General features: G+C 63.5%; 24 protein-coding genes and 1 pseudogene. 14 read left to right on the plus strand and 11 right to left on the minus strand.

Annotation, left to right across the window (positions count from 1 at the left end):
• The first annotated feature begins 102 nt into the window (after nucleotides 1-102).
• Nucleotides 103-1,056 (plus strand): enoyl-CoA hydratase/isomerase family protein, encoded by a 954-nt coding sequence (locus WFR25_RS03675; protein WP_336968628.1) that lies wholly within the window; start codon nucleotides 103-105, stop codon nucleotides 1,054-1,056.
• On the opposite strand, the gene WFR25_RS03680 is transcribed toward WFR25_RS03675, so the two are convergent.
• Genes WFR25_RS03680 through WFR25_RS03700 form a run of 5 tightly spaced genes read right to left on the minus strand, consistent with a single transcriptional unit; the run spans nucleotide 1,018 to nucleotide 6,666 of the window.
• Nucleotides 1,018-2,412 carry an amidohydrolase family protein gene (locus WFR25_RS03680; RefSeq protein WP_336968631.1) on the minus strand — a complete coding sequence of 465 codons (1,395 nt, stop codon included), beginning with the start codon at nucleotides 2,410-2,412 and terminating at the stop codon, nucleotides 1,018-1,020. The two genes, WFR25_RS03675 and WFR25_RS03680, sit on opposite strands and share 39 nt — an antisense overlap.
• Nucleotides 2,406-3,587 (minus strand): CoA transferase, encoded by a 1,182-nt coding sequence (locus WFR25_RS03685; protein WP_336968633.1) that lies wholly within the window; start codon nucleotides 3,585-3,587, stop codon nucleotides 2,406-2,408. Before WFR25_RS03685 ends, WFR25_RS03680 begins: the two co-directional genes overlap by 7 nt.
• 1 nt (nucleotide 3,588) lies before the next feature.
• Nucleotides 3,589-5,103 carry a class I adenylate-forming enzyme family protein gene (locus WFR25_RS03690; protein WP_336968635.1) on the minus strand — a complete coding sequence of 505 codons (1,515 nt, stop codon included), beginning with the start codon at nucleotides 5,101-5,103 and terminating at the stop codon, nucleotides 3,589-3,591.
• 9 nt (nucleotides 5,104-5,112) lie between these two features.
• Complete coding sequence (locus tag WFR25_RS03695; RefSeq protein ID WP_336968637.1) at nucleotides 5,113-5,403, minus strand: hypothetical protein; 291 nt, start codon at nucleotides 5,401-5,403, stop codon at nucleotides 5,113-5,115.
• A gap of 36 nt (nucleotides 5,404-5,439) precedes the next feature.
• Nucleotides 5,440-6,666: a CaiB/BaiF CoA transferase family protein gene (locus WFR25_RS03700; RefSeq protein ID WP_336968638.1), complete on the minus strand. Its 1,227-nt coding sequence runs from the start codon at nucleotides 6,664-6,666 to the stop codon at nucleotides 5,440-5,442.
• 257 nt (nucleotides 6,667-6,923) lie between these two features.
• Between WFR25_RS03700 and WFR25_RS03705 the strand changes: the two genes are divergently transcribed.
• A complete protein-coding gene (locus WFR25_RS03705; RefSeq protein WP_336968640.1) occupies nucleotides 6,924-7,715 on the plus strand; it encodes an SDR family oxidoreductase in 792 nt (263 codons plus the stop codon).
• A gap of 207 nt (nucleotides 7,716-7,922) precedes the next feature.
• Nucleotides 7,923-8,219, plus strand: coding sequence for a hypothetical protein (locus WFR25_RS03710; protein WP_336968642.1), 297 nt, complete (start codon nucleotides 7,923-7,925; stop codon nucleotides 8,217-8,219).
• 90 nt (nucleotides 8,220-8,309) lie between these two features.
• Here WFR25_RS03710 and WFR25_RS03715 read toward each other — a convergent pair whose 3' ends face one another.
• Together WFR25_RS03715 and WFR25_RS03720 are read right to left on the minus strand one after the other, a co-directional pair.
• Entirely contained in the window at nucleotides 8,310-8,849 is a 540-nt protein-coding gene (locus tag WFR25_RS03715; RefSeq protein WP_336968645.1) for a MarR family winged helix-turn-helix transcriptional regulator, read from the minus strand.
• On the minus strand, nucleotides 8,842-10,098 hold the full coding sequence (locus tag WFR25_RS03720; protein ID WP_336968648.1) for an acetyl-CoA C-acetyltransferase: 1,257 nt from the start codon (nucleotides 10,096-10,098) through the stop codon (nucleotides 8,842-8,844). The genes WFR25_RS03715 and WFR25_RS03720 overlap by 8 nt, the downstream gene beginning before the upstream one ends.
• Nucleotides 10,099-10,256: 158 nt before the next feature.
• Between WFR25_RS03720 and WFR25_RS03725 the strand changes: the two genes are divergently transcribed.
• The gene (locus WFR25_RS03725; protein ID WP_336968649.1) at nucleotides 10,257-11,927 is read left to right on the plus strand and encodes an MFS transporter; all 1,671 of its coding nucleotides are present in this window, start codon (nucleotides 10,257-10,259) and stop codon (nucleotides 11,925-11,927) included.
• A 135-nt stretch (nucleotides 11,928-12,062) separates the two neighbouring features.
• The gene (locus tag WFR25_RS03730) at nucleotides 12,063-14,159 is read left to right on the plus strand and encodes a TonB-dependent receptor (RefSeq protein WP_336968651.1); all 2,097 of its coding nucleotides are present in this window, start codon (nucleotides 12,063-12,065) and stop codon (nucleotides 14,157-14,159) included.
• Here the strand turns inward: WFR25_RS03730 and WFR25_RS03735 are convergent.
• Nucleotides 14,120-14,974 (minus strand): annotated as a pseudogene (locus WFR25_RS03735) (IS110 family RNA-guided transposase); the annotation flags it as partial. The gene WFR25_RS03730 and the pseudogene WFR25_RS03735 overlap by 40 nt on opposite strands.
• Nucleotides 14,975-15,233: 259 nt before the next feature.
• Here WFR25_RS03735 and WFR25_RS03740 point away from each other — a divergent pair.
• Complete coding sequence (locus WFR25_RS03740) at nucleotides 15,234-15,410, plus strand: hypothetical protein (protein WP_336968653.1); 177 nt, start codon at nucleotides 15,234-15,236, stop codon at nucleotides 15,408-15,410.
• A gap of 41 nt (nucleotides 15,411-15,451) precedes the next feature.
• Nucleotides 15,452-16,492 (plus strand): NAD(P)H-dependent amine dehydrogenase family protein, encoded by a 1,041-nt coding sequence (locus tag WFR25_RS03745; protein ID WP_336968655.1) that lies wholly within the window; start codon nucleotides 15,452-15,454, stop codon nucleotides 16,490-16,492.
• Between the two features lie 53 nt (nucleotides 16,493-16,545).
• Here the strand turns inward: WFR25_RS03745 and WFR25_RS03750 are convergent, their stop codons facing one another.
• Both WFR25_RS03750 and WFR25_RS03755 read right to left on the minus strand, forming a co-directional pair.
• Nucleotides 16,546-17,427, minus strand: a complete 882-nt coding sequence (locus tag WFR25_RS03750) for an SDR family NAD(P)-dependent oxidoreductase (protein WP_336968657.1) — start codon at nucleotides 17,425-17,427, stop codon at nucleotides 16,546-16,548.
• Nucleotides 17,424-18,641: an MFS transporter gene (locus WFR25_RS03755; protein WP_336968659.1), complete on the minus strand. Its 1,218-nt coding sequence runs from the start codon at nucleotides 18,639-18,641 to the stop codon at nucleotides 17,424-17,426. Before WFR25_RS03755 ends, WFR25_RS03750 begins: the two co-directional genes overlap by 4 nt.
• A 432-nt stretch (nucleotides 18,642-19,073) precedes the next feature.
• On the opposite strand from WFR25_RS03755, the gene WFR25_RS03760 reads away from it, so the two are divergent.
• From WFR25_RS03760 to WFR25_RS03785, 6 genes are all read left to right on the plus strand, one after another.
• Nucleotides 19,074-20,492 carry an MFS transporter gene (locus WFR25_RS03760; RefSeq protein ID WP_336968660.1) on the plus strand — a complete coding sequence of 473 codons (1,419 nt, stop codon included), beginning with the start codon at nucleotides 19,074-19,076 and terminating at the stop codon, nucleotides 20,490-20,492.
• An 18-nt stretch (nucleotides 20,493-20,510) separates the two neighbouring features.
• The gene (locus WFR25_RS03765) at nucleotides 20,511-20,813 is read left to right on the plus strand and encodes a DUF1330 domain-containing protein (RefSeq protein WP_336968662.1); all 303 of its coding nucleotides are present in this window, start codon (nucleotides 20,511-20,513) and stop codon (nucleotides 20,811-20,813) included.
• 10 nt (nucleotides 20,814-20,823) lie between these two features.
• Nucleotides 20,824-21,612 carry an acid phosphatase gene (locus tag WFR25_RS03770; RefSeq protein WP_336968663.1) on the plus strand — a complete coding sequence of 263 codons (789 nt, stop codon included), beginning with the start codon at nucleotides 20,824-20,826 and terminating at the stop codon, nucleotides 21,610-21,612.
• 75 nt (nucleotides 21,613-21,687) lie between these two features.
• Entirely contained in the window at nucleotides 21,688-22,341 is a 654-nt protein-coding gene (locus WFR25_RS03775; RefSeq protein WP_336968665.1) for a carboxymuconolactone decarboxylase family protein, read from the plus strand.
• A 134-nt stretch (nucleotides 22,342-22,475) separates the two neighbouring features.
• The gene (locus WFR25_RS03780) at nucleotides 22,476-22,706 is read left to right on the plus strand and encodes a lipoyl domain-containing protein (protein WP_336968667.1); all 231 of its coding nucleotides are present in this window, start codon (nucleotides 22,476-22,478) and stop codon (nucleotides 22,704-22,706) included.
• Nucleotide 22,707: 1 nt separating this feature from the next.
• A complete protein-coding gene (locus tag WFR25_RS03785) occupies nucleotides 22,708-23,814 on the plus strand; it encodes a Gfo/Idh/MocA family protein (RefSeq protein WP_336968668.1) in 1,107 nt (368 codons plus the stop codon).
• A gap of 14 nt (nucleotides 23,815-23,828) precedes the next feature.
• Here the strand turns inward: WFR25_RS03785 and WFR25_RS03790 are convergent, their stop codons facing one another.
• A complete protein-coding gene (locus WFR25_RS03790) occupies nucleotides 23,829-24,629 on the minus strand; it encodes an enoyl-CoA hydratase/isomerase family protein (protein WP_336968671.1) in 801 nt (266 codons plus the stop codon).
• A 161-nt stretch (nucleotides 24,630-24,790) separates the two neighbouring features.
• On the opposite strand from WFR25_RS03790, the gene WFR25_RS03795 reads away from it, so the two are divergent.
• The gene (locus WFR25_RS03795) at nucleotides 24,791-26,473 is read left to right on the plus strand and encodes an FAD-dependent oxidoreductase (protein WP_336968673.1); all 1,683 of its coding nucleotides are present in this window, start codon (nucleotides 24,791-24,793) and stop codon (nucleotides 26,471-26,473) included.
• The last annotated feature ends 6 nt before the right edge of the window (nucleotides 26,474-26,479 follow it).

The raw sequence follows: 26,479 nt of genomic DNA on the forward strand, positions 1-26,479 counted from the left end.
CGACTCGGGTGGATCGGAAAGGCCAGACGTTTCCCTGCAACGCACGGGCGATGAATAAATTGGGTCATGGCCGACAATTCACGGCGGTTCTAGGTGTGGGACATGATATCGCCGCCATGCCTGATGATCGACCCGCGCGATCTGACCCTGCCGTGGATGCAGGGTGATGCGTCCATGGGCGTCGTTGATCTGGATGCTGCGCGAGGCGATGAGAATGACGTGCTGGTCCTGCCACCTTTCCCCTTGATTGGGATCGGCAATCCATCGCATCCGCTTGCGCCGCGCATGGACGTTTTGGTCGAGTCGCCAGTCACGCTGGAGTCGCTGACGGCGGCGATCATGGCGCAGCGGCCAGCCGCGCTGGTGCTGGTACAATTGCTGCGCGCGATCGAGGGCATGGATATGCAGGCAGCGCTGGTCGCCGAATCGATGGCCTATGGGCTGTTGCAGGGAAGCGAGGGGCATGGCCGCTGGCTGGCGGGGCAGTCGCCCGCGCCGCCGATGCCAGCGGGGCGCGTCCTGATGGAGCGCGACGGTGATCGGCTGGACATCATCCTTGACCGCGCCGTGGCGGACAACGCGATCGACCGGCCGATGCGCGATGGCCTGCGCGAAGCGTTCGAGCTGGCGGCGCTCGACCCGGAGATCGAGCGGATCATGTTGCGGAGCGAAGGCCGCGCCTTTTCGCTGGGCGCGGACCTGGCCGAGTTCGGCACCACGCGCGATCCGGCGACGGCTCATGCCATAAGAATGCATACCCTGCCCGCTCAAGCGATCGCGCGATGCTGCGACAGGTTGACGGCGCATGTTCAGGGGGCATGCGTGGGATCGGGGCTGGAAATGGCGGCCTTTGCCGGGCGCATCACGGCCAGTCCATCCGCCTGGTTCCACTTGCCGGAACTGGCGATGGGCGTGATGCCGGGGGCTGGCGGCTGCGTGTCCGTTTCACGCCGGATCGGTCGGCAACGGGCGGCGCTGATGATCCTGTCGGGCAAGCGGATCAGTGCGCGGACGGCGCTAGGCTGGGGCCTGATCGACGCCATCATGGACGATTGATCCGCCAATCAGCGTCAGCTGCACGTCGTGCGCCAGCAAACGGTCGCGCGCCTGCGCCCAGGGGCGGTTGAGGAGGCAGAGGTCAGCGCGCGCGCCGACAGCGATGCGCCGCTCAACCATCAAATCCTGCGGGTCGGCGAGATAGAGCGCCAAGGCTTGTTCGGGCGTGGATGTTTCGTCTGGACCGATGATAGTGCCCGATGCGGTTTGGCGCACGACCGCCGCGCGCATCGCGGCCCAGGGATCGCAACTGCCGAAGGGCGCGTCGCTGCCCGCCGCCACGACCAGCCCCGCCCGGCGCAATGCGTCGAGACGGTAGAGAAAGGGGGGGTCGCGTGGCTCCACATCTTTCAGATACTGGTCGCCGCGCTCTGCAATGAAATGCGGCTGGGTGACGACCTGAACCTTGAGGCGCAGCATCTCCGCGATCAGGGGATCGGGCACAACCCCTGCATGTTCGATCCGGTCGCCTGCCAATGGTCCCGCCGCGTCAAGCGCCGCCAGCGCGAAGACAAGCTCCGTCTCAGTCGTGCAATGGATCGCGACGCCGCGTTGCTGCTCATGCGCGGCGCGCATGAAGTCCACGCTGTCGTCGAAGGCGGGCAGGGCGTTTTCGTGGAGATGCAGTTTGGCGGGGCCAAGGGTCAGGGTCGGGCCGAAGGGCGCCTTGGCCAGACCCAGCGTTCCGGCGAGCATGACGCGTTGCGACAGAGCGCCCGATGCCTGTTCGCGGGCGAAATGGCGGGCCATGTCCACATCGTTCGCGGGGGACATGTCGGTCAGGCCAGTGATGCCCATTGCCGCCAGTTCCCGGCTGATCGCGGCAAAGGAAGGGGGCGTGCCACCCAGCGTCTCGCGCAGCCAGCGATCCTCGTCGAACAGGCGGCCGGTCCAGCGACCGTCCTGCTGCTCAAGGCCGGGGGGCGGGGGCGCGGCGGCCAGCAACAGGTCCAGTCCTGCGCTGTTGAAGAACCACATCCGGCCCGATCGATGCTGGATGCGGACAGGCCGGTGTGGCGCCATAGTGTCGAGCATCTCCGCGTCGAGCATCCCCGCGACACTGTCATGATAGCCGATGCCGCGTAGCCAGCCTTCGCCGGGGCGGGTCAGTGCTTGCGCCAGTTCCGTGGCATCGTTGGCGCCGGGTGGTCCGCAGGCGACCGACGACCGCGCCACGGCGAGCGCGGCCAAGTGGATATGATGATCGTGCAGGCCGGGTAGCAATGCGCCGCCATGGGCGTCATGCACGACCTCGCCCGCCAGCGTCGACAGCGTTCCGATGGCGGTGATGACGTCTTTGGCAATCCGCACATCTGCCCGGCCATGGCCTCGGATTTCTGCGTCGCGGATCAGCATGGCGCGTGCTGGGGGAACCAGAGGGCGTTGTCTGCGCCAAGTGATGCGACTGGCCCTGTGGGGCGCAGCGCGATGGCAGGAAAGAGGTGGCCCTGCGCCGCTTTCCAGTGCGTGAGAGTCGCGATCAGGGTCGCTTCGTCCTGCGCGCGCTCCTCGGCGAGCGCTTGCGCGACGACGCCGGACATGGACAGGATCAGGCGCGCGCCGACACCTTGGGCGCGTTTGTCGAGCGCCGCACGGGCGGCGACTATGCCGGTCAGTGGGTCCGCGCAGGCGTCTCCGCCAAAGCCGATGGCGCTGGTCGCGTCTCGCAACGCTGCGCTGAGGCCGCCTGCTACGCTGCAATCATCGCCGAACCCAATCCATTCGGCCGCGTCACCCACCATGCCGTGCCCGGTGATCGTCACCCACACTAGCCCGGACGTCTCGCGCACCAGTTGATCGGCGTCGATGCCCAACTGCCGCAGCGCGCGGGGGCGCGCCGCCTCCAGCACGATGTCGGCGCGCCGGATCAGGGCGATCAGGGAGTCGCGATCGGTTGGCTCCCGCAGGTCCAGCGCAATGTTGGCCTTGCCTTGATTGAGACGAGCGAACAGTGCTGGATCGCCCTCTCGCATCCGGTCGGGCCGGTTGCGGCTTTCTACCTTGATGACCTGCGCGCCGGTGAGGCCAAGCAGATGCCCAGCGAGCGGCCCGGCCCAAAGGGCGGTGAGGTCGATCACCAGCGGCGCTCGGTCGGTCACTGGTGCCGCGCCGCCTTTCGCCATGATCGTCAGCGCGGGATTGCTCGGAGCTTCGTCCAGCGCGGCGATGGCAAGGCCCAGCATCCGGCCACGCGCCACAAGGTCGCAGGCATGGGCGCGGGCCATGCGCTCCGCAATCACGGCATCGCCGCTGTCATCGGCCGTGGCATCGCCGAACAGCGCCGGGAGCAGGGCGCGATCATCCGCACGGGCGAGGGTGAGCGCAACCGGCGTGTCGAGCGTGTCATAGAGACGGCACCCGCCGCCTGCCGAACGGCGACCGGGAACGGCAAAGCCATTGGCAACCGCTCTTTCGCCCAGCAACGTGCCACCGCGCAGCGCGGCGATGGCGTCGGATCCCGTCCTCATCGCCATCGCCTCCAACTGGGCGTCGGCCCAGCGAGAGAGGGGGATGGCGGGGGGTGCGGTCATATCAACCTGCGAATAGGGCTTTTATCTCACGGCGCAACAGCTTGCCCATTTCATTATAGGGCAGGGTATCGGCGAACAATATGCGTTCGGGCACGCGGGACGATCGCAATCGGTCGCGCACGACCGTCTTCAGTTCATCTTCTGCGGGCCGGTCATGGCCGTCGCGAACCACGACGATCAGGCCGACCGCCTCGCCCCATTCCAGTGACGGCATTGCTATTGCTGCGGCGTCAGCGATCGCGGGATGCGTCAGGACGACATCCTCAATCTCGCCCGGCGAGATATTCTCGCCCCCGCGCACGATGACATCGTCCGCCCGGCCCGACAGGAAGAGATAGCCCTCCGCGTCGATATAGCCCGCGTCGCGGGTAGGGAACCAGCCATCGGCGTCGAGTGCGCTGCGTTCCTTATATTCGCCAGACACCTGATCGCCCCGGACATAGATTTCGCCCGCCTCGCCGGTTGGCACGATTTTGCCATTCTCGTCGCGTATCTCGATCTCGACCGTTGGCAGCGGACGGCCGACCGACGCCAGCCGCGCCCGTACTGCCGGATCGTCGGACGCGTGGGCCGCGCGATGCTCGTCCGGTCCCAGCAGGGCGACGGTCGAACTGGTTTCCGTCAAGCCATAGGCGTTGGTGAAACCGGTGGTCGGGAACAGGTCGAGCGCCTGGAAGATCAGTTCCAGCGGCATCTTGCCACCGCCATAGGCGATCGCCCGGAGTGAGCTGAGGTCGGGCTGATGTCCCCCCCCTTCGACAATCTTGTTCATGGCGTTGATAATGCGCGTCAGCATGGTGGGCACGACGAAGGCGTTGCTGGCGCGTTCGGCCGCAACCAGATCGAGCCATGCCTTCGGATCGAAGGCGGGCAGCATCAGGATGCGGCGCTGGGCATAGATGGAACTGAGCAACGCGGCGATGCCCGCGATATGATAGGGCGGTACGCTGACCAGCGCGGCATCTTCTTCCGGCGCCGACGCGAACTCGACCGTGCCCAATATGTAGGAGACAAGATTGGCGTGTCGCAGGATCGCGGCCTTGGGTGCGGCGGTCGTACCGCTGGTGAACAACTGGATGGCGATGTCGTCGTCGCCATCGGCGCCTTCGGTCGGGGCGTCGTTGGCGCGATCCAGTGCTGACGTCACGAAATCGGATCGGGACAGGACGTGATTATCCGGTGACGGGCACAGCCGTTGCACCCGCGCGACATCGCCGACGATCAGCGCTGGGGTGATGCGGCCCAGCAGGGCGGCAAGGTCGGCATCGGCCAGCCGGTAGTTGAGCGGCACATAGGGCACGCCCGCCAGCGCCGCGCCGAACAGCGCCATCGCCGCCGCCTCGCTGCTTTCGTCCAGCAGAGCGACATGCGCGCAGCCCGTTTCGCGGATGAGCGCGGCAGCACCACGCGCACCGGCGAGCAACTGGGCATAGCTCCACCGCTTGCCGTCGCAGACAAGGGCCGTGCGATCGGCGGCGGCATCGGCCGCCATTTCCAGAAACAGGGCAATGTTCATCGGATGGGATCAGTCGGAGGCGGGCAGGGGTTTGGCGTCCTTGGTGCTCAGTGCGACACCATCGACCGACAGCGAGCCTTTGCCCGGCTTGACGCACAGCAGTTCGAACGTACCCGCCGCATCGACGTAGCGCTTGCCCATCAACGTACCATTGGCATGGGCTTCGCTCGGCGTTCCCGGCGTCTCCGGCTTGGCCTCTCCCATCGGCGCGCCGCCGCATTCGATGCCGCCTTCACCTGCGCGGATCACCATCACTTCGGTGTCGCACACCGCGCTCTTCAATTTCGTACCGGGCTTCATGTCATAATTCCTTTTGGCCATCAGGCCTTTGGACGGTCAGGCGATCGCGCCACTGGATTTTAACGATTCGATCCGGTCCCACTCAAGGCCCAGTTCCATCAGCACGATCTCGGTATGTTCGGATGCTTGCGGCGACCGGCTCGTCTCCACCGCCTTGCCGTCAAACTGGACCGGCCCACGCACCAGCCGCAGCGGATCGCCGCCATCGGCGCCCTCAACCTCGATGATCATATCATTGGCCAGCGCCTGTTCGTCGGTCAGCAGATCCTGGAAGCTCTGGATCGGCGCCCACTGGCCCTTCATGCTTTTCAGATGCTCGCGCCAATAGGCGAAGGGCTTCTGGGCGAAGGCCTTGACCAATATGTCGCTGGCCGCGCCCGCATTCTCGATCAGGGCGTGGACATCCTTGAAGCGCGGGTCGTCCCCGGCCTCGGGCACGCCCATATGTTCGAACGTGTCGCGGATCAGGCCCGTGGGGCTGACCATGCACAGGTTGATGGTGCCGCCGTCCGAGGTGTGGAAATTGCCCATGAACGGATTGCGCAACGATCCGCCAGACGTGGGCATGCCGTTGCGGGTGAGGATGCCGGTTTCCATGACCTGAGAGATCAGGGCGCCCGAGGACCACCAGGCCGCGCTGAGCAACGACACGTCCATCTCGACGCCTTCGCCCGTTTTCTCGCGGTGGAGCAGCGCCCCGGCTATGCCGCCGGCGATGAACATGCCGCCGATCGAGTCGCCAAAGGCGGGAATGCCCTGGGTCAATGGACCGGGCAGGGGTTCGGGCGTCATGGCGTGGGCGATGCCGCTGCGCGACCAGAAGCAGGTGCCGTCGAACCCGCCGACCTCGCGCTCTGGCCCCTTGTTGCCCAGCGCGCTGCCGCGGGCATAGATGATGTTCGGGTTGGCCGCGCGAATATGCTCGACATCGAATTTGTTCTTCTGCCGGACCTGGGGCAAATAGTTGGTCAGGAACACGTCGGCGGTCTTGGCCAGTTCGTACAGGACTTCCTGTCCCTCGGGTGTGGAGACGTCGATGCCGACGCTGCGCTTGCCCCGGTTGGGATGTTCGAACAGCGTGTGGCGCAGTGGGTCCAGCGTGACGCCGCCCATGTTGAGAAAACCGCGTTGCGTGTCGCCGCGCACGGGATGCTCGATCTTGATGACGTCCGCGCCCCAGTCGGCAAGAATGCCGCCCGCAGCGGGGACGAAGGTGAACTGCGCCACTTCCAGTACGCGCACACCTTGCATGACCTGGGTCATAAAATCGAAATCCCCTAAGCTCGCCGCATTGCTCGGCATGATGGGCCGGCATGATGGGCGCGACCTGTTGGGGTAAAGCGTAAAAGCTATGGAAAACGCCGCAAGCCCCCAACGCGTTCCTGGCCTTGGCTATCGCTAGCACGATGCTCCTGAGCGCCCTAACGCCGTGGCGATATCGGGGGTAAAGGGACATGCGCATCTTGAGATAGGCGGCGTCTGTACCGATAGCCGAAACCATATATTCCAGGAGACATGCTGTGAAAATCGACTCTTCGCTCTCCGCCGTGGTTACAGGTGGCGCATCGGGACTGGGGTTGGCGACCGTCAGGACGCTGCGCGAGGCGGGCGTGAAGGTCGCCATATTCGATTTGAACGAAGAGGCCGGCGAGGCCATCGCCGCCGAAATCGGCGCGATCTTCTGCAAGGTGGACATATTGTCGGAAGAGAGCGCCCTTGCCGGGTTCGAGAAGGCGCGCGCCGCCAACGGGCAGGAGCGTATCCTGGTCCACTGCGCAGTCGTGTCGAAGGGCGGCAAGACGGTGTCGAAGAATAAGGAGACGGGCGGCTTCAGGCGGATGTCGACCGAGGACTATGCTTTCTCGGCACTGGGCGTGCTGGTCGCCAGCTATCGCATGGCTTCCATCTCGGCGATGGGCATGGCAAGTCTGAACCCGCTGGAGGATGGCGAGCGGGGGACGGTCGTGCTCACCTCCAGTTGTGCAGCGCAGGATGGACAGGTGGGACAGGTGGCCTATGGCTCGCTCAAGGCGGGCGTGAATGGCATGGTGCTGCCAATGGCGCGCGACCTGATGGACCTGGGCATCCGGGTAAATTCGGTCATGCCCGGCATATTCGCGACGCCGCCCATGCTGCGCTTCAAGGAGATGAACCCGGCCATGTGGGACGCGCTTAACGAATCGGTGCCTTTCCCCAAACGTCTTGGAAAGCCCGAGGAATTTGCGAGTCTGGTGATGGAGTTGGTGCGCAACAGCTATCTGAACGGGCAGATGTTTCGTGTCGATGGCGCGATCCGCATGCCACCGCGTTGACGCAAGCTCCGATTTCTAAAAGAGAAAATAGGCCTCTGTCGAAGTGGCGCGCGCAGCCCGTTTGCTCACAGTTTCGTGGCGGGCAATCCGTTCGCGCCTGCAAAAACTAATACTAAGCTAGCTTGACATTAAGGGATGAAATAACTAAGCTACGTTAGTGTTTTAGAGAGTGCGCGTATCAACCCTTCATTGTCCAAGAGGCCTAAGATGAACTTTTTTGCCCCGATCCTGCTTGCTGCTGCCGCTCTTGCGCCGCAGGCTGCTGCCGCCAATGACGCTGTCCAGCTGACGGCGGCCACCGCAAACGCCAATGATTTCAAGGGCAAGATGCTCTTTGGTCCCAAGGGCGAACGTCTGGCTGCCGTGTACAAGGCTGGCGCCGATGGCTCGGCCCAGATCATCCTCAACGGCAAGATGGTGGTTGTGCCTGCCTCGTCGCTCGTTGCTGCGGACGGCAAGCTGAGCACCAGCCTCAGCAAGCGCGATCTGACCACTGCTCACTAAGACGGACGGCGGGTCGCCCCGCCACCGATGAGGATAAAAAGGGGCTGCCTTCCGGGTGGCCCCTTTTGCCGTTCGATGTCGGCGGTTTGCTTAGGGCTTGCTGATATTATCGGAAATCATGTCCAGCAGGACGTTGAGCCGGGCCATGTCTTCGATCTCAAAACCGGCAAAGGCGACCTCTTCATTCGCGCGCGCGATGGCGGAAAGCTTTGAGGTGATGCTCTGACCCGCATCCGTCAGGAAGACGGCGTGGGCGCGTCGGTCATCATCGCGGGGGCGTCGTTCGACCAGTCCGTCGGCGCACAGGCGGTCGATCAGGCGACCGGCCGAAACCTCTGTGATTTCCAGCATATCGGCGACCATCCGCTGCGTCGCGCCCGGATAGCGTGCAACCGCTGCGATGACCGTCCATTGCGACCGGGTCACGCCCAGCCGAACCACGCTCTGGTCGAAATGCGATCGAAGCTGGCGGGCGATGATCGCCAGCTTCATGGATGCATTACGCATCAGGTCGACGGGTTCCTTGACCGAAATATCGCTGCCCGCATTACCCATCACGCCGCCATCATAGCGACGCCGCCGTGAAACGAAAGCGGCATCGTCCTGCGGACAGGTGAACGGGTCAGACACGTTCGATGATGATGGCAGGCGCCATCCCGCCCGCCGCGCACATGGTGATGAGGCCATGGCGGCCACCGGTCCGCTCCAGTTCGTCGAGCGCAGTGCCGATCAGGATCGCGCCGGTAGCGCCGATCGGATGGCCCAGCGCGATCGCGCCGCCATTGGGGTTAAGCTTCGTGCGGTCGATCTCCATGTCGCGGATGAACTTTTCGGTGACCACGGCAAAGGCCTCATTCACCTCCCACACGTCGATGTCGTCCTTGGTGAGACCAGCCCGCGCCAGCACCTTGCGCGCGGCCGGGACGGGGGCGTTCAGCATCAGCGTCGGGCAATCGCCGATATTGGCGGTGGCGACGATGCGGGCGCGGGGCTTGAGGCCCGCCTTGCGTGCATAGGCTTCGGACGCCAGCAGGATCGCGGCTGCGCCATCGACCACGCCCGACGAGGTGCCCGCATGATGCAAAGGTTCGATTTGCAGATCGGGATAGACTTGGTTGATGAGCTGGCGGAAGGTGGGACCATCGGGGCGCGAGGGCATGTCGGCGAACATTCCGAAGGCAGGCTTCAGTTCCGCCAACTGCTCCAATGTGGTGCCGGGGCGGGGATATTCTTCCCGATCCAGGATCAGGCCGCCGTTATCGTCCAGCACGGGCACGGTCGACCGGGCAAAGCGCCCTTCGGTCAGTGCAATGGCGGCGCGACGCTGGCTTTCCGCGCCGAACGCGTCCAGTTGCGCGCGGGTGATGCCCTCCATCGCCGCGATGGCGTCGGCAGAAACGCCCTGGTTGGATTGCGGGTGCTTTGCCTGAAGCCGCATATTGCCGGTGCCAAGCCCGCCGGCTGATTTGACCCCCGCCTCACGCAGGGACTGGCCATACCAGTTGACGTAAGACATCATCTCGGCGCCGCCCGCGACCACCAGATCCTCCATGCCCGCCATGATCTGTCCTGCGGCGAGGTTGGTGGCGGTCAGGCCGCTGCCACAAAAGCGATCGAGCGTGACGCCCGAGGCCCGGATATCATAGCCCGCGTCCAGCGCCGCCATCCGGCCCATGTCACCTCCCTGAAGGCCCATCTGCGCGCTGGTGCCCCAGATGATGTCATCAACATCGGCGGTGTCGAGGGCATTGCGATCCTTGATCGCCCGCAGCGCGGTGGCGGCGACATGCTGGGGATGCATGTGCGAGAGGGCGCCCTTGCCCATCTTGCCGATGCTGCGGGGGGTCCGGACCGCGTCGATGATGTAGGCGTCGGCCAATGCTCGTCTCCTGATCGCATGAAATATTTGCCAGCGGGTATCGCATGGATGATCCGGGGGGCGCCACTCTCCAGCCAATCGCATGGGCGATTGATGGCCCTTGCTTACGCTACAGAATCTGGCCATCGGGAATGGGGGTGATGGGAGGAGTGGACAGGATGGGGATAGCGCAGGCCGGTGGGGGCGGGAAACAGGGCGGGGCCTTTGAACCGCTGCGCGAACCGGTCTTTCGGCGCATCTGGACGGCCAGTGTCCTTTCCAACTTCGGTCAGTTGATTTTGGGCGTGGGCGCAGCGTGGGAGATGACCCGGCTGACGACCTCGCCCAGCATGGTCGCTTTGGTCCAGTCAGCGCTGATGCTGCCACTGATGCTGGTCGCGCTGCCCGCAGGGGCGGTGGCCGACATGTTCGACCGGCGGCGCATCGCCATGACGGGCCTCGCCTTTTCGATGCTGTGCGCTGCGCTGCTGACGACGCTCGCCTGGGCGGGCTATACGTCGCCCTGGATGCTGCTTGCCTTCTGTTCGCTGATCGGGGCGGGCGTCGCGCTCTATTCACCGGCCTGGCAGGCGTCGATCAGCGAGCAGGTGGGTCCGGTCCAATTGCCCGCTGCCGTCGCGCTTGGCACTATCAGCTACAATGTCGCGCGCAGCTTTGGCCCTGCGGTCGGTGGTGTCATCGTGCTGGCGCTGGGCGCGCAGGCCGCTTTCGCGATCAACGCGGTCTGTTATCTGCCGCTGTTCCTGGCCTTCTTTCTGTGGAAGCGGCGGCATGTCCCCTCACGTCTGCCGCCTGAGCAGATGCACCGCGCGATCGTGTCGGGCGCGCGCTATGCCTTTCATGCCGGGCCGATCCGCACGGTATTGTTGCGCGCCTTCATCTTTGGGCTGTCGGGCGCGACGGCGACGGCGCTTGCGCCACTGGTGGCGAAGGACCTGCTGGGCGGGAACGCCAGCACCTATGGCCTGCTGCTGGGCGCCAGCGGGGTCGGCGCGGTTGTCGGCGCGCTGATGGTCAGCCCCTGCCGCGAGCGTTTCGGGACGCAGTGGACGACGGGCGTGATGGCGGTCGTCGGCGGGCTGGCGTTGGTGCTGACGGGGATCAGCAGGTCGGTGCCACTCACCTGTTTCGCGATGTTCATCGCCGGTGGCGCTAATATCCTGACGATCGCGCTGTTCAACGTTTCGGTTCAGTTGTCGGCCCCGCGCTGGGTGACGGCGCGTGCGCTCTCGCTTTTCTCCTCCGCGCTGACGGGGGGTATCGCGATCGGTGCGTGGATGTGGGGCATGGTGGCGGGCCAATGGTCGGTCGATGTCGCGATGATCGCATCGGGCGTCGCGCTGGGGCTGATGCCGCTGCTGGGCTTCATCCTGCCCCTGCCCGAAGCGACCGAAGCCGATGTCGCGCCGTTCGAACTGGCCAATGAACCCGAGGTCGCGCTCGCCCTTACCCAAAGGTCGGGACCGGTGGTGATCGAGATCGACTATGATGTCGACCCCGGACGGGCGCGCGATTTCTACGATGCGATGCTGAAAGTGCAGCGTACTCGCCTGCGCAATGGCGGTTTCAACTGGTCGCTGTCGCGCGACATCGCCGATCCGGCGCTGTGGACCGAGCGCTATCAGTGCCCGACATGGGGCGATTATCTGCATATGCGGACCCGTTTCACCCGGGCAGACAAGGACGCACAGGAACAGGCCCGATCCTATAATCGCGAGGGCAGCGAATTGCGCGTGCGTCGCCGGCTGGAACGGCCGTTCGGATCGGTGCGCTGGCGCGCGGATTCGCCCGATCCGCAACAGGTGCCGATCGGCTATATGGCGCCGTAAAAGCAACGCCACAGCGATTGATCGCGATTTCGAATGAATGCCAAAGAAAATCGCAATCGGCTGCGGCTGCGATCAGTTTAAGACACCCTTTTTCAGCTGAGCGCCCGGCACAGGGCGGCGGCATCAGGGGGCACTATGGCTGACATCAAATGGACAATCGGAACATCGGGCATTGGTTTGGCGGTGGCTCTTTCCCTGGCGCCGCAGTGCGCCATGGCTCAGGTCGCTCAGTCGGCGGATCAGGATGATGGCAATGCGATCATCGTGACCGCGCAGCGCCGGGCGGAGCTGTCGCGCGACGTGCCGATCAGCATCACCAGCATCAGCGGCGATCAACTGGCGACGTCTGGCGCCAACCAGCTTTCCGACATCTCCAATGTCACGCCTGCGCTGCGCTTCGACAGCGCCGCAACCTTCGTTCAGCCGACCATCCGCGGCGTCGGCACCGCCGTCACCACCTCGGGCGGCGGTGCCAATGTCGGCATCTATGTCGATGGCTTCTATTCGCCCAATTCGCTGGCCGCCGATTTCCAGCTGATGAGCCTGCGGAGCGTGCAGGTGCTCAAGGGGCCGCAAGGCACCTTGTTCGGTCGCAACACCACCGGCGGCGCGATCCTGCTGACCACCGCCGAGCCCAGTTCGACCCCGACGGGCGAAATGAAGGTCAGCTATGGCCGCTTCAACGCGATCGCACTTCAGGGCTATTCGACCTTTGGCGTGGTCGAGAATGTGGCAATGGACATTGAAGGCATGTTCCGGCGCGGCGACGGCTTCGTCCGCAATATCACGACCGGCAGCAAAAAGGATGGCGCCTACAGCAACTGGGCGCTGCGGACCGGGATAAAGGCGGACATCTCCGACTCCGTCTCGCTGCTGCTACGTTATACCCACAGCGACAATGACGATCCGACGCTGATGAACACCAACATCTATGTCGGCGATGACATTGGCGGCGCGGGCACGAACCTGCCGGCCAGTCTCTATGCGACCAGGCCGAACGAGGTCGCGACGTCCGGTCCGTCGCTATTCCGGTTCAATGGCGATGTGATCCAGGCGACGCTGAAGGCCGATCTGGGCTTTGCGGACCTGGCTTCCTATACCCAGTATCGCGATGAAAAATCGCTGATCGTCGAGGATATGGACCATACGGCGGCCAACATCTTCCTGCTGCACATCCCGGTCGTCTCAAAGACTGTTTCGCAGGAATTCCTGCTGACGTCGAAGCCGGGCGGCAGCCTGCAGTGGACAGCGGGCCTTTTCTACTTCCGCAACAAGGATACATGGTCGCCGCGGGTCGGCACGCCGACGCCCGGCAATCCGCTGGCAAGCATCCTCTATGGCGGGTCAGGCACCAACAGCAAAACCTATGCGGCCTTTGTTGACGCCACTTACCAGATCAGCCCGCAACTGTTCCTGACGGCAGGCGCGCGCTATAGCCACGATGTCGTTGGCGATCCCTATTATGTCGCGCCTTTCTCCGGCGTGCGGACCTATGTGCCGGAACTCAAGGGCGACAAGGTGACGCCGCGCGTCGTGCTGCGCTTCAAGCCCAGCGAGGAGTCCAGCGTCTATGCCTCCTTCACCAAAGGGTACAAGTCCGGCATTCTCGACGTTGGTGGCAACACCGGCAACAGGGTGAAGCCCGAAGACATCAACGCCTATGAGCTTGGCTACAAGTTCCAGGACAGGCGCCTGTCGTTCGACCTGTCAGCTTATTATTATGACTATAAGAATCTTCAGGTGTCGCTGTTCCGCGGCGTTCCGCCATCAGCCGCGATCCTCAATGCGGCGACCTCTGAAATCTACGGGTTGGAAGGGCAGGTCGCCTATCAGCTTGGGGATCATTTCCAGTTCAACGCGGGCGCGGCCTATACGCATGGGCGCTACAAGGAATTCGGTGAGGCGCCGGTCTATACCCGCTGTACGTTGCCCGCCTGCGCCGCGCAGGGCGTTTCCTTCACCGTGGTGCCAACGGCGCTCAAGAATGTGGACATGCAGCGCACGCCGGAATTCACGGGCAATATCGGCGCGCGCTACACGACCGATCTGGCCGGTGGTGAAATCGCGCTGTCGGGCAACCTCTATTACACGTCGAGTATCCGTCTTGGTCAAGGTCGTTTTGGCTGCCAATCACGCCCTTCACGCAGCAGCGTGTTTGCCAGAACGATGATGCGACGCATGACGGCGGTGATGGCGACCTTTTTCGCCTTTCCTGCATTTACGAGCTGCTGATATTTGTCGCGGAGATCGTGATTAAAGCGAATGGCGACCAACGCAGGCATGTAGATTGCCCGCCGGAGTGACGCCCGGCCACCAATAATCCGCTCTTTGCCCTGCCACTTGCCTGACTGTTGCGTCATGGGCGCAAGTCCAGCCAGAGCGGCAATCTTTTTGCTGTCGAGATGCCCAAGTTCCGGCATGTCGATCACCAAGATGGTCGCGGTTAATCTGCCGACCCCCGGAATGGTCATCAGACGCCTGATGCGCTCATCAAGGGTTCCACGCTGTTTGGCGATCTGGGCAACGACTTCATCCAAGGCTTTGATGTCGGTGTCGATGTCATTGATCCGGCGGCAGAGTTGGTCTTTCACCAAAGGGTTGGTTACTGTAGCAAGGCGTGTCTTTGCCGTGATCTGATCTTTGACCAAGGCACGCCGTGCTGTCAGCAACTCCCTGAGATCATGAACATCTTCACCTTCTATGCCTTGAGGGGTCAAATCCAGAACAATCCCCATGCGAGCCAGCATTTTGGCGTCAACGCTATCGGTTTTGGCCAGTCGGCCGATAGCCTGTGCAAATCGTCGCGCTTGTTTCGGATTGACCTTGATGAAGGGGTGCCCCGCCAAACTGAGATATCGCTCAAGCCCACGATGATAGGCACCGGTCGCCTCGAAAACGAACAGTACCCCATCATTCTCGCCCAGCCAGGCGCATAGCTGAGCGAAACCTTCAGCCGTATTAGGCAGGCTGAGCGCTACGTCATGGGAGTGCCAGAAAGCGTCCAGACGGTCTTTCGACACATCGATTCCGATGGTATCCTTTGCCATCTTTTCTATCCACCTTTGCTTGTCGTTCGGGCCCGGAGCCCACGTATCCGTTCAGGTCGTAAGAAAAGACAGGGGCTCGCCAAACTCGACCGCGGTCCTGCAAGACCAAGCTCCGCACGGCGCCGCCCCCGCCACTACCCGGCACCGCAGCTGCGGTGCCGGGTAGTGGCTCCCTTTTGCCTCAGGAGCCAGGGATTCTCATAAGACAAGCTTCTTCTTTGGTCCGTCCGGCACCCAGTTCAAGGAAAAGGCCTATGAAGTGTTGGCCCTGCGCGCGCAGTGGACCGATGCTGAGGACCGTTTCTCGCTGGCACTCTATGGCGATAATGTCACCAACAACCGGTACCGCACGCAGGTCCAGTATAATAATTTCGGCATCGGCAATGTCTGGAGTGCGCCCACCAGCTGGGGGGTGCAGGCCGGCATAAAGTTCTAAACAAGAAACGGCCATGATGCCGTTCTGCCAGGAGAGGCGAAATGACGGGCGAACGATCCTATAAGGTCATCCAGTGGGCGACCGGCAATATCGGCACAAAGGCGTTGCGGGCGGTGATCGATCACCCGATACTCGACCTCGCCGGACTATGGGTGAGTTCGCCTGACAAGGTAGGCAAGGACGCCGGAACTTTGTCCGGCGGCCAGCCTTGCGGCATCAGCGCGACCAGTTCGGTCGAACAGATGATCGCCACGCCCGCCGATTGCGTCCTCTACATGCGGCAGGGGACCGACATTGGCGAGATTTGCGCCTTGCTGGCATCGGGCAAGAATATCGTCACGACGCGCGGTGACTTTCATCATCCGTCCTCGATGGACCCGGACATAAGAGCGCAGGTGGAGCAAGCCTGCCGCACCGGCAACAGTTCGATCTACAGCACCGGGTCCAGCCCCGGTTTCGTGACGGAGGCGCTGCCGATTGCGCTCTTGTCGCTGTCGCGGCGGCTCGATTGCCTGACCATCGAGGAATTTGCGGATATGTCCTCGCGCAATTCACCCGATCTGCTGTTCGGGATCATGGGCTACGGCGTCGCGCCGGGCGCTTTCGACCAGCGCAAGATCGACCATGTGAAGCAGGATTTTGCCGGATCGCTGGCGCAACTGGCTGACGCGGCCGGCATTACGATCGACAGTTGGGAGGGGGCGGGCGAAATGTCCGCCGCGCGTGACCGCGTGGAGATCGCCGCTGGAACGATCGAGGCGGGGCAGGTCGCCGCCCAGCGCATCACCATCAGCGGAATGCGCGCGGGCAAGCCGGTGCTGCGCTTCCGGGCCAACTGGTATTGCTCCAGTAATATTGTCGATAGTGATTGGGAATTGCGCGAGTCCGGCTGGCGGATTCGGGTTGAGGGGGACACGCCGCTCGACGTGCATATCACCTTCCCGGTCAAGCCGGAAGATTATGCCGCCTTTACGCCGGGCCTGACAGGGCATCGGGCGGTGAACGCGGTGGCGGCCGTCTGTGATGCCCCGCCGGGTATCCGCACGACGGCGGATTTGCCGCAGATCATCGCGCGCCTCTGACCGGTAAAGCATCGTGCGAAAAACGGGGCCGTTTTCCGCACGATGCGACATTCTCAATAGTCCGCCACCAGTGCCTCGCTCACTGCCCAGAGGCGGCGGGCTGCTTCATCGTCCTGGGCGGCGGCGGACGGGGTGAGCGTCTGCCGTTGATGATAATAGCCGCCCGATGACTGACCCGCTTCCCTGGCTGTAGCCAGCCAGACGAGGGTGTCGGCGGCGGCTTCTGGTGTCATGGAACGATCTTTGATCGATTCCATATAGGCCTGCATCGGCCCGTCGCAGTGGCTGGCGAAATTGCTGTCGACCACGCCCGGATGCATGGCGTGGGAGAGGATGCCGTCCCCCGCCACCCGGCGCGCCAGTTCACGCGCGAACAGGATATTGGCAAGCTTCGCATGGCAATAAGCGGACCCGCCGACAAAGCCGTCGGCAAAGGTCAGGTCGTCCCAGTTGATCCCCGTGCTTTGTTCATGGCCGGTGGAGGAGACGGCGACGACGCGCACATTTCTCGATTCGGCCCCTGGCTCGGCCAGCGCGGCGGCGGCCTTCAACTGCGGCATCAACTTTTGCGTCAGCAGGAAGGGCGCGAGGTGGTTGGAGGCAAAGGTCGCCTCATGCCCCTCTGGCGTCATAATGCGTTCGGCATAGACTCCGCCCGCATTGTTGAGCAGCGCGTCGATGACCGGGGTCATCCGACCGATCTCCTCGGCCACGCGGGCGGTTTCGGAGAGAAGGGACAGGTCTGCACGCATCATCGTAAAATCCGCGCCCGGCACCGTCCGCAATTCGGCCTTCGCCGCCGCGCAGCGCGCCGGGTCACGACCGACGCCGATGACGCGCCAGCCCTGCGCCAGCAGCGCGCGTGCCGCCGCCTTGCCGATGCCCGCGCTGGTCCCGGTGAGGATAGCGACCTTCTGTCTTGTGGTCCGATTCATGCGATGACTTCCTTCATCCTTGGGGGGCTGCGCCCGAGCGTCAGGAACAGCGCCGCGCCCGCCAGCGTCACCCCGGCACTGAGCCACAGGAACGGTGCATAGGTGCCATAGGCTTTCAGCGTCAGGCTGAGCACCATCGCGCCCAGTGCAGACCCGCCGGCAATCGACGCGCCCACCAGTCCCATGACCAAACTAAAGACGCCCAGGCCGAAACGGCGTGAGACGAGATAGGCGGCGATGTCGCCCTCTGCCCCCTGCGCCATGCCCATCAGCGCGACCGCCAGCCCCAGCAGGACCGTTGCGTCCAGCGGCGAGGCCATCAGCGCCATGCCGATCGCGGGCATCCCCAGCGCCAGAGCGGCGACATGGTGCGGCTGCATCCGGTCGAGGGACAGGCCGCAGGCGAAGCGCCCGGCAATCACTCCCATCGCGTAGATGGACACCAGCCAGGTCGCGGTCTGAGACGGTGCGCCGCTATCCATCAGCACCAGCTTCATCTGGGCGGAGACCAGTCCTGCCGGAAAGTTCACCATTATCATGCCCACGATCAGCACCCAGAAAGCGGGATTATTCAGGATCAGGCGATAGTCACCCTTCGTCTGTACATGCTGCGGCCGATCGGGATGCTCGCCGATATGCGGTGGGGTCAGCAGGACCGCGATCAGCCCGAAAACCAGCGTGAGGCCACCCAGAAACAGATAGGTGGTGCGCCAGCCCTGCGCCGCGATGAGGCTGCCGATCAGCGGCGCCAGCACCGCGCCCACCAGTGGCGGTCCGGTCATCACGATGGAAAAGGCCAGACCCCGCGCCCGCTCGAACCGCTCCGCGACTATCCGCGTATAGACCGGCGACGTGGTGAGCGTACCGACGATGATCTGGAGTACCGCGACGGCAAAGAAGAAGCGGATGTCGCCCGACTGTATCGCAAAACCGATATAGGCAAGTGGTCCCGCCAGCACGCCGATCGCCGAAACCGTCCGCACGCCGAACCTGTCGGTCAGGCGACCCGTGATCGGCTGCACGACCAGCATCAGCAGGCCAAAGCTGCTCAGCAGCGCGAATTGCGATCTGGACCAGCCGAACGCGCCGAGCAATTCGGGCGCGAACACGCTCATCGTATAGGCGCTAAGGCCGATACCGAAGCCAAGGCCGATGGTGGCGGCCATCAGGGGCCGCCAGTGCGTTCGGAATTCTCCCCAATAGGCCGAAGCCATCCTCTTCTCCTTTTTATAGTTTTAGCGGGGCCTTATGCCTTCCTGGAACAGCGCGACGGCGGCGCTGGACCAATCTTCTATCTCGTCGCGCGTCATGGCATGGCTCGACAGCAGATTGCGCGCCCGCCGACCATCATGCTCATGACGACATTGGCTGCCATGTCCGGTCGGTCCACGCAAACCGCCCCGGCGCTATCGCGATGGCGCAGCAGGTCAGGCAGGAGGTCGATCACCGGCTTTGCTCTCCGCCTGATTTTGTGCACCACCATAATGAAACGTATTGGGTGCCATTAAAGCGATCCCGCGATTAGAGCAATAAGCAGCTTGTCCGGCATCGCGCGCGCGATCGTTTTAGTTGTCTCGCCGCCGCCCGTGTGAACGCCTGCCAGATACTGATACGTCCCACCAACGATAGGGTCCCGATGATGGGGCATGAGGTCGCAACCGGCGCGCAACGACGCGCACATATATGGTGAGGATGAGCGCATGGCAGAGAGCGATCCGCATTTAGATACGGGCCAGCCTGTTACAGCCCCGCCTGTTGCGGCAGCGGACAGGTTACCAAGCATGGCCTATCGCGCTTATTTCCTGTTCATCATGGTGCTGGTCTCTGCCTCGGTCCAGGGCGAGCGTTACCTGATGGTGGTGATGGTCGAACCGATCCGCCACGAACTGCATCTGAGCGATGCGGCGATCGGCATGGTCAAGGACATGATCATCGCCATCGTCTATATCCTCGCGATCATTCCGTTGGCGCGGCTGGCCGATGGCTGGTCGAAACGCAAGATCGTGGCGATCGCCGCGACTGTGTGGAGCGCCGCGGTCATCGTCTGCGGTGCGGCGAAAAGCTTCTGGGTGCTGCTGATCGGCCGCGCAGGCATCGGCCTTGGCGAAGGCGGCTATACCGCGCCCTCGCAGGCATGGATCGCCGACCTGTTCCCGGTCCGGCAGCGCGCGACCGCGCTGTCGATCTTTCTGCTTGGCGCCTCGCTCGGCACTTTTCTCGGCCCGGCAATCGGCGGCTGGGCGGTACATGAATATGGCTGGCGCAACACCTTGATCTTCGCATCCATCCCCGGCTTCATCCTCGCCCCCATCGTCTGGTTCACCCTGCGCGACACTCGCTCGGGCCTCGCCGACGGCGCGACGGCAGAGCAGTCCGCGCCGGTGTCCTTCGTCCAGACCGCGCGCGAATTGTTGGCGATCAAGACCCTGCCGCCGCTGATCCTGGCCGCCTCGCTCAATGCGTTGCTGACCATGGGCTTCATCAGCTGGGCGCCCGCCTTCATGGAGCGTAGTCATGGGATGCCAGCGAATGAGGCGGGTCTCCAGATGGGCGGGGCGCTCTTCTTCGGATCGGCGATCGGCCATACGCTGGGCGGCCCGATTGCCGACTTTCTCGGCCGCCGCGATATGCGCTGGTATATCTGGATGCTGATGATCAGCGGGGCCTGCGCCGCCGGTATCGGCTGGATGATCCTGACCGGGCCTGGCGAGCGCGTCTTTCCGCTCTATGGCCTTAACATGCTGCTTGGCGGCCTGTCCGCCGCGCCGCTGATGGCGGTGGTTGCGGGGCTGGTGCCGTCCCGCTCGCGCGCGACCGCGATCGCGGTGCTGATGGTGACGATCCAGGTCGTGGGTCTGGGCGGCGGTCCGGTGCTGGTCGGCTGGTTGAGTGACCTGTTGCGGCCAACCTATGGCGAAGACTCGCTGGGGATGGCCATGCGCTGGGCGCTGCTGGTTGGCGTTCCCAGCACGTTCCTCGCCTGGATCGCGAGCACGACATGCCGGAAGGATTTTGCCTCCGCTGGCGGCTGGGGCGGCGCTGCGGTCAATCATGCGGTGCATTGACGATAAGGAGACGGAGCGATGGCAGCCTATATGATCTTCACGCGCGAAGGGCCGGTGGTCGATCAGGCGGCGCTGGATGCCTATAGTGGCATGAACCGCAGCAATGCTGGTGGCTTCATGCAGGATTATGGCATCAAGCCGCTTGCCGTCTACGGTGCGCTGGAAACATTGGAAGGGGAAGCACCGGAAGGCGTCGTCCTCCTGGAGTTCCCGACCGCAGAGAAGGCCCGGGCCTGGTACAGCAGCCCGGAATATCAGGCGTCGGCAGAATTCCGCAAGAAGGGCGCGCCTTATCGCGCGCTGCTGGTCGAGGGGTTGTAAGGGGAAAGGCATGAAATATCTGATCGCAGCCTGCCTGCTTGGCATCAGCGCGCCCGGCTTCGCGACCGATCAGCCGGGAACCAAAATGCCCGCCTCCCGGCTGGGCCAAGGTTATTTGAAGAATGCAGCCCCGCCCGAAAGCATCGTTCTGTCCCCGGCGCCGCCAGTCGCCGGATCTGTGGCACAGGCGCGGGACGATGAAGCTTCGCGCGCAGGCCTCGCGCTCAAGGATGGCCCGCGCTGGGCGCTGGCAACGCAGGACGCGGATTTGTTCGGTCCTCGCGCCACCGCGACCATGTCCTGCGCGCTGGGCACCGACATCGGGCCGCACACGACACCACGGCTCGATCGCTTGCTGCACAAGGTGATGGCCGATTTCGGCATGTCCACCTCGGTCATCAAGCGCGCCTATAATCGTCCCCGTCCCTTCATGGTGAACGGCCGACCGACCTGCACGCCCGACTGGGAGCCGATGCTGAGGAAGGATGGTTCCTATCCGTCGGGCCATAGCGCGATCGGTTATGGCTGGGGCTTGGTTCTTGCCGAACTGCGGCCCGAATATGCATCGCAGATCGTTGCGCGTGGGCGCGCCTTTGGCGACAGCCGCCGTGTCTGCAACGTGCATTGGCTGAGCGATGTGGAAGAAGGCCGCATCGCCGCGACGATGATCTTTGCGCGGTTGAATGCCGAGCCTGCCTTTCAAAAGGATATGAAAGCCGCCCGCGCCGAATTGAAGCGGGCCAAGGCGGCGCCTCAAAATTGTGAGAGCGAGGCCGCAGCTCTGCGCCTTGCATCCTGACCACTCTATTTCTTTGTTTTCCGCGATTTCTTAACCAGCGATCGCTTGGAAATCGCTCTAGGGAGTTTCCAGACCATGACAGAGATCACACCCCGCATCCCGCCGCTGCCGCGTGCGGAATGGACGGACGATGCCCGCGAGGTTTTCGCCTATTGGGGCGAACCCAATGCGTGGGAAGAGGGGTCCAAGACCAATATCCTGATGACCATGGGTAATCACCCGGATCTGGGCAAGGTCTATAATATCTGGGGCAAGCATCTGTTGATGTCGAACACCCTGTCCACGCGCCATCTGGAGATATTGATCCTGCGCGTCGCCTGGTTGGTGAAGTCCGCCTATGAGTGGCACAATCATGTCGGCTACGGCCTGAACGCTGGCCTGACGCTGGAAGAGATTGGCGCGATCCGCGATTTTCCGGCGGGCGACGACTGGAACGAGCAGGACGAGGCGGTGCTGCGCTCGGTCGATGAACTGAAAAATGATGGCGTCATCAGCGATGCGACCTGGGCGATACTAGGTCAGTATTTCGACATGCGGCAGAAGATGGATCTGGTTTTTTCCATCGGCCATTATGTGATGACTAGCTGGGCGATCTCCTCCTTTGGCGTGGGGATTGAGGGCGGGGCCGACCAGATCGGCTTCGACCTGCGGACCGCTTCGGGCAAGATCCCCGGCAAGACCTACAAGCCCGGCGAGGTCGAGGATTGGACCGACACGCGCGGCTATTGAGCCGCCGGGCGTCAGGCCTATCGCGCCAACGATATCAGGGATGGGGGCGTCGCTTTCCGCGTTGCCCTGCCTTCGATGCGCGATAGGCACTGACGCAAGAATGCGGTTTCGACTTTGCAATAGGGATTGATGACATGGCTACCGAAATATTGCTGCCCAAGATCGGCTTTTCGATGACGGAGGCGCAGATCGCCGAATGGCTGGCCGAGGATGGAGCGGCTGTGACCGAAGGACAGCCGCTATTCCTGCTGGAAGCCGACAAATCGGCCAATGAGGTTGAGGCGCCCGCCAGCGGTACGCTGCGTATTCACGCCGAAGCGGGCCAGACCTATGAAGTCGGCACCATCCTTGGCATCATCGAATAAGATGACCCTGCGCGTCGGCATCGTCAGCGCCGCCTGGGGCGGTTTTGCCCACCTTCCCGCATGGCGCGCCATTCCGGGTGTGGAGGTGACGGCGATCTGCACCTCGCGGCAGGAAACGGCGGACGCGGCGGCGGTCCGGCTGGGCCTGCCACGCGCCTTCTGGGATGCAGAGGCGATGTGCGCAGACCCGGACATCGACATCGTCGATCTGGGCACGCGGCCCAGCGTGCGTTTGTCAATGGTGTTGGCGGCGCTGGCGAACGGCAAGCATGTCTATAACGCCAGTCCCCATGCGCCCGACTGGACCGCCGCAAAGGCGATCGACAGCGCGTGGCGGACCAGCGGATCGGTTGGCGTGGTCGATGCCTTTTCGCAGTGGATTCCCGCGCATCGGCAGATGAAGCACATGCTGGACGATGGCTATGTGGGCGCGCCGTTGGGCGGCACCTGCCATTTCAACCTGTCGCTGTTCAACCGGCCGATCAAGCAGTTCCCCTATAACTGGTTCGCGTTGCCGGGGCAGGGGGTGTCGGCGGTTCGCAACAATGGCAGCCATGCGCTGTATATGCTGCTGCACCTGTTCGGGCCGATCGCGGAACTGGTGGCCGACGACCGTCAGATACTGAAGCGCTGGGTCTTCCCGGATGGTGACAGCATCACGCCAGAAACCAACGATCTTGCCAATGTCATCCTGCGCTTTGCCAGCGGCCTCGTCATGCAGATGCAGATCAGCTGGAGCATGGCGCTGCATGATGGCTGGTCGCTGGACGTCTTTGGCGACAAGGGGCGACTGGTCGCGTCTTCGCCGACCTTCCCGACCGCGCGCGATTGCGTGCTGCATGGCGGGCGATTGGGCGGTGCGCTAGCGCCGGTCGAAATTCCGGCGGCCTTCAACAATGTCACGGGTATAGCGCTCGACTGGCAAAGCGAGCCGCAGCCAAGCTTCCCAATGGCCTTGTCCATGGCCGCTATGGTCGATGCGATCGAGGGCAAGGGCGGGGCTGCTGGCCCCGACTTCGCCCAGGCGCTGGAGGTCGAGCGGATACAGGAGGCGATCCGCCTGTCGAGTCAGGAGCGCCGCTGGATCAGGATCGCCGACATCGTCTGACGCCCGGAGGGGGATCAGCGCCCGGTGAAGCGGGGTGCGCGCTTTTCCTTGAGCGCGGCGATCCCCTCCCGATGGTCGGCGCTGCGGACGCTCAGCGATTCATAGGCGATCCCTGCCTCCATCACGGCACCGGCGATGCGCTTCAATTCGATATTGGTCAGTATCTTGGTCCAGCGGATCGCGTTGGATGCGCCGTTCAGCAGCCGCTGGCAGAAGGCATCGACCGCTTCATCCAGCTCTGCTGCGGGGAGGCTGTAGTTGATGAGGCCGATCTCGACCGCTTTCGGGGCGGTCAATAATTCCCCCGTCAGCAGATATTCCTTCGCCTTGGCCAGCCCGATCCGCTGCGTCCAGACGACCGCGCCGCCGTCGCCCGCCACCAGACCGATGCCAACATGGGGATCGCCGATCTTCGCGGTATCGGCCGCGAAGATAATATCGCACAACAGGGCCACGCTGGCGCCCAGCCCGACCGCATGACCGTTCATCCGGCAGACGACCGGCTTTTCGATGTCCAGCAGGGCAAAGACAATCCGCTTGGCCTGCCGGGCCTCATGGTCGAAAAGGTGCGGATTGGCGGCATTATGCTCCATATGGGCGATGTCCCCGCCCGCCGAGAAGGCTCGGCCCGCGCCGGTCAGCAGCACAACGTCCGACCCCCGATCCCGCCCGGCAAAGGCCAGCGCCTCGGGCAGTTCGTCATGCAGTTCCAGATTGACCGCATTGAGCGCATCAGGCCGATTGAGCGTCAGGACGAGCAGGCGCTCGCGCCGTTCAAGCAATATCGTGGCAAAGCGCGGCAGGTCATGGCTCATCGACAGTATCTCCTTGTCTGCCCCTTATCACGGGCAGGCTTGTCAGGGGCAGGGGCCGTGCAAACGTCGCCCCGGCGATAAACGCGACTATGGCGCGGCAGGCGGGTGCCATTCTGTGTCGCTGCGATATACCCCGAACACAGAAAATGGGAGAGCGGAGCATGAGCGGGTATGACGAGACGTTCGATTGGGTGGTCGTAGGCAACGGCGCCGGGTCGATGAGTTCCGCCCTTGTCATGCGCCATGCGGACAAGTCCGTCGTCATCCTTGAAAAATCGCCATGGGCGGGCGGCACCACGTCGAAATCGGGTGGTGTGATGTGGATCCCCAACAACCGCTATATGAAGGCGGCGGGCGATGCAGACAGCCCGGAAGCGGCGGTCACCTATCTTGACGCGGTGGCGGCGACCGATTCCGGTGACGCACCGGGCACCTCGCCCGAAAGGCGTCGCGCCTATGCCGCGCACGCGCCCCGCATGCTCGATTTTCTCGTCGATCGGGGGGTAAAGTTCGAACGCTCGTCCGACTTCTGGCCCGATTATTATGATGAGCTGCCCGGCGGGTGCAAGACGACGCGTTGCGTCTCTGCACAGTTGTTCAATACCAACGAACTGGGCGCATGGCGCGAGAAGTTGCGCCCCGGCTTCCTGCCGGTGCCCGCCAAGCTGGATGAGGGCATGAAGCTGCCCTATTACAAGAAAAGCTGGCTTGGTCGAAAGATGTTCCTGAAGGTCATCCTACGAACGGCATGCGCGCGGCTGACCGGGCAGAAGGTCGTGTCGGCGGGCGCGGCGTTGCAGGGGCGGATGCTCCAGGCCGCGCTCAAGGCCGGGGTGGACATTCGCCTGCAATCGCCGGTTGCGGAACTGGTGGTCGAGGAGGGCAAGGTGACGGGCGTTGTCACCGTCAGGGACGGCAAGCCCTGGCGCATCGGTGCGCGGCTGGGCGTGCTGGTGAACGCCGGGGGCTTTGCCCGGAATCAGGCGATGCGCGACAAATATATGCCGGGCACCAAGGCAGAATGGTCGCAGACCAGTGAGAGCGACACCGGCGACATGCATGTCGAGATGGAGCGGATCGGCGGCGTGCTGGCGCAGATGGATCAGATGGTCGGCTATCAGTGCACGCTCGTCCCCGGCTGGGAAAAGATGTTCCCGGTCCCGCCCGCGCAGAGCCTGACCGGCAAGCCTCATGCCATATTGGTCGACCAGTCGGGCGTTCGCTATATGAACGAAGGCGGCTCCTACGAACTGTTTTGCGAGACGATGATAAAGCGAAACCGCACGGTGCCCGCCGTGCCCAGTTGGGCCATTTTCGATACTGACTATATCGACCAATATATGCTGGCCGGGACGATGCCGGGGCGCAACAAGCCCGCTGCATGGACGAGCGAAGGCTATCTCAAGAAGGCCGACAGCATCGAAGAACTGGCCGCGCTGATCAACGTCGATCCCGTGACGCTCAGGGCCACGGTTGATCGCTGGAATGGCTTCGTCGATGCAGGCGTGGACGCGGATTTTCATCGGGGCGAGCGCGCCTATGATAGCTGGCTGGGCGATCCCTATCATGGTCCCAACAAGGCGCTGGGCCGGATCAAGCAGGGGCCTTTTTATGCCGTCAACGTCGTGCCCGGCGACGTATCGACCTATGGCGGCGCGGTGACGGATGCGGACGGGCGCGTGGTTAAGGCGGATGGCGCTGTGATCGAGGGGCTGTATGCCACCGGCGTCTCGACCGCGTCTGCCATGGGTAATGTCTATCCGGGCGCGGGGGCCAGCATCGGCCCGTCGATGACCTTTGGCTATATCGCGGCCCGCCATGCCGCGGGCCTTGGCAACCAGTAAAGAAAC

The organism is Sphingobium aromaticiconvertens (assembly GCF_037154075.1).
Lineage (GTDB): Bacteria > Pseudomonadota > Alphaproteobacteria > Sphingomonadales > Sphingomonadaceae > Sphingobium > Sphingobium aromaticiconvertens.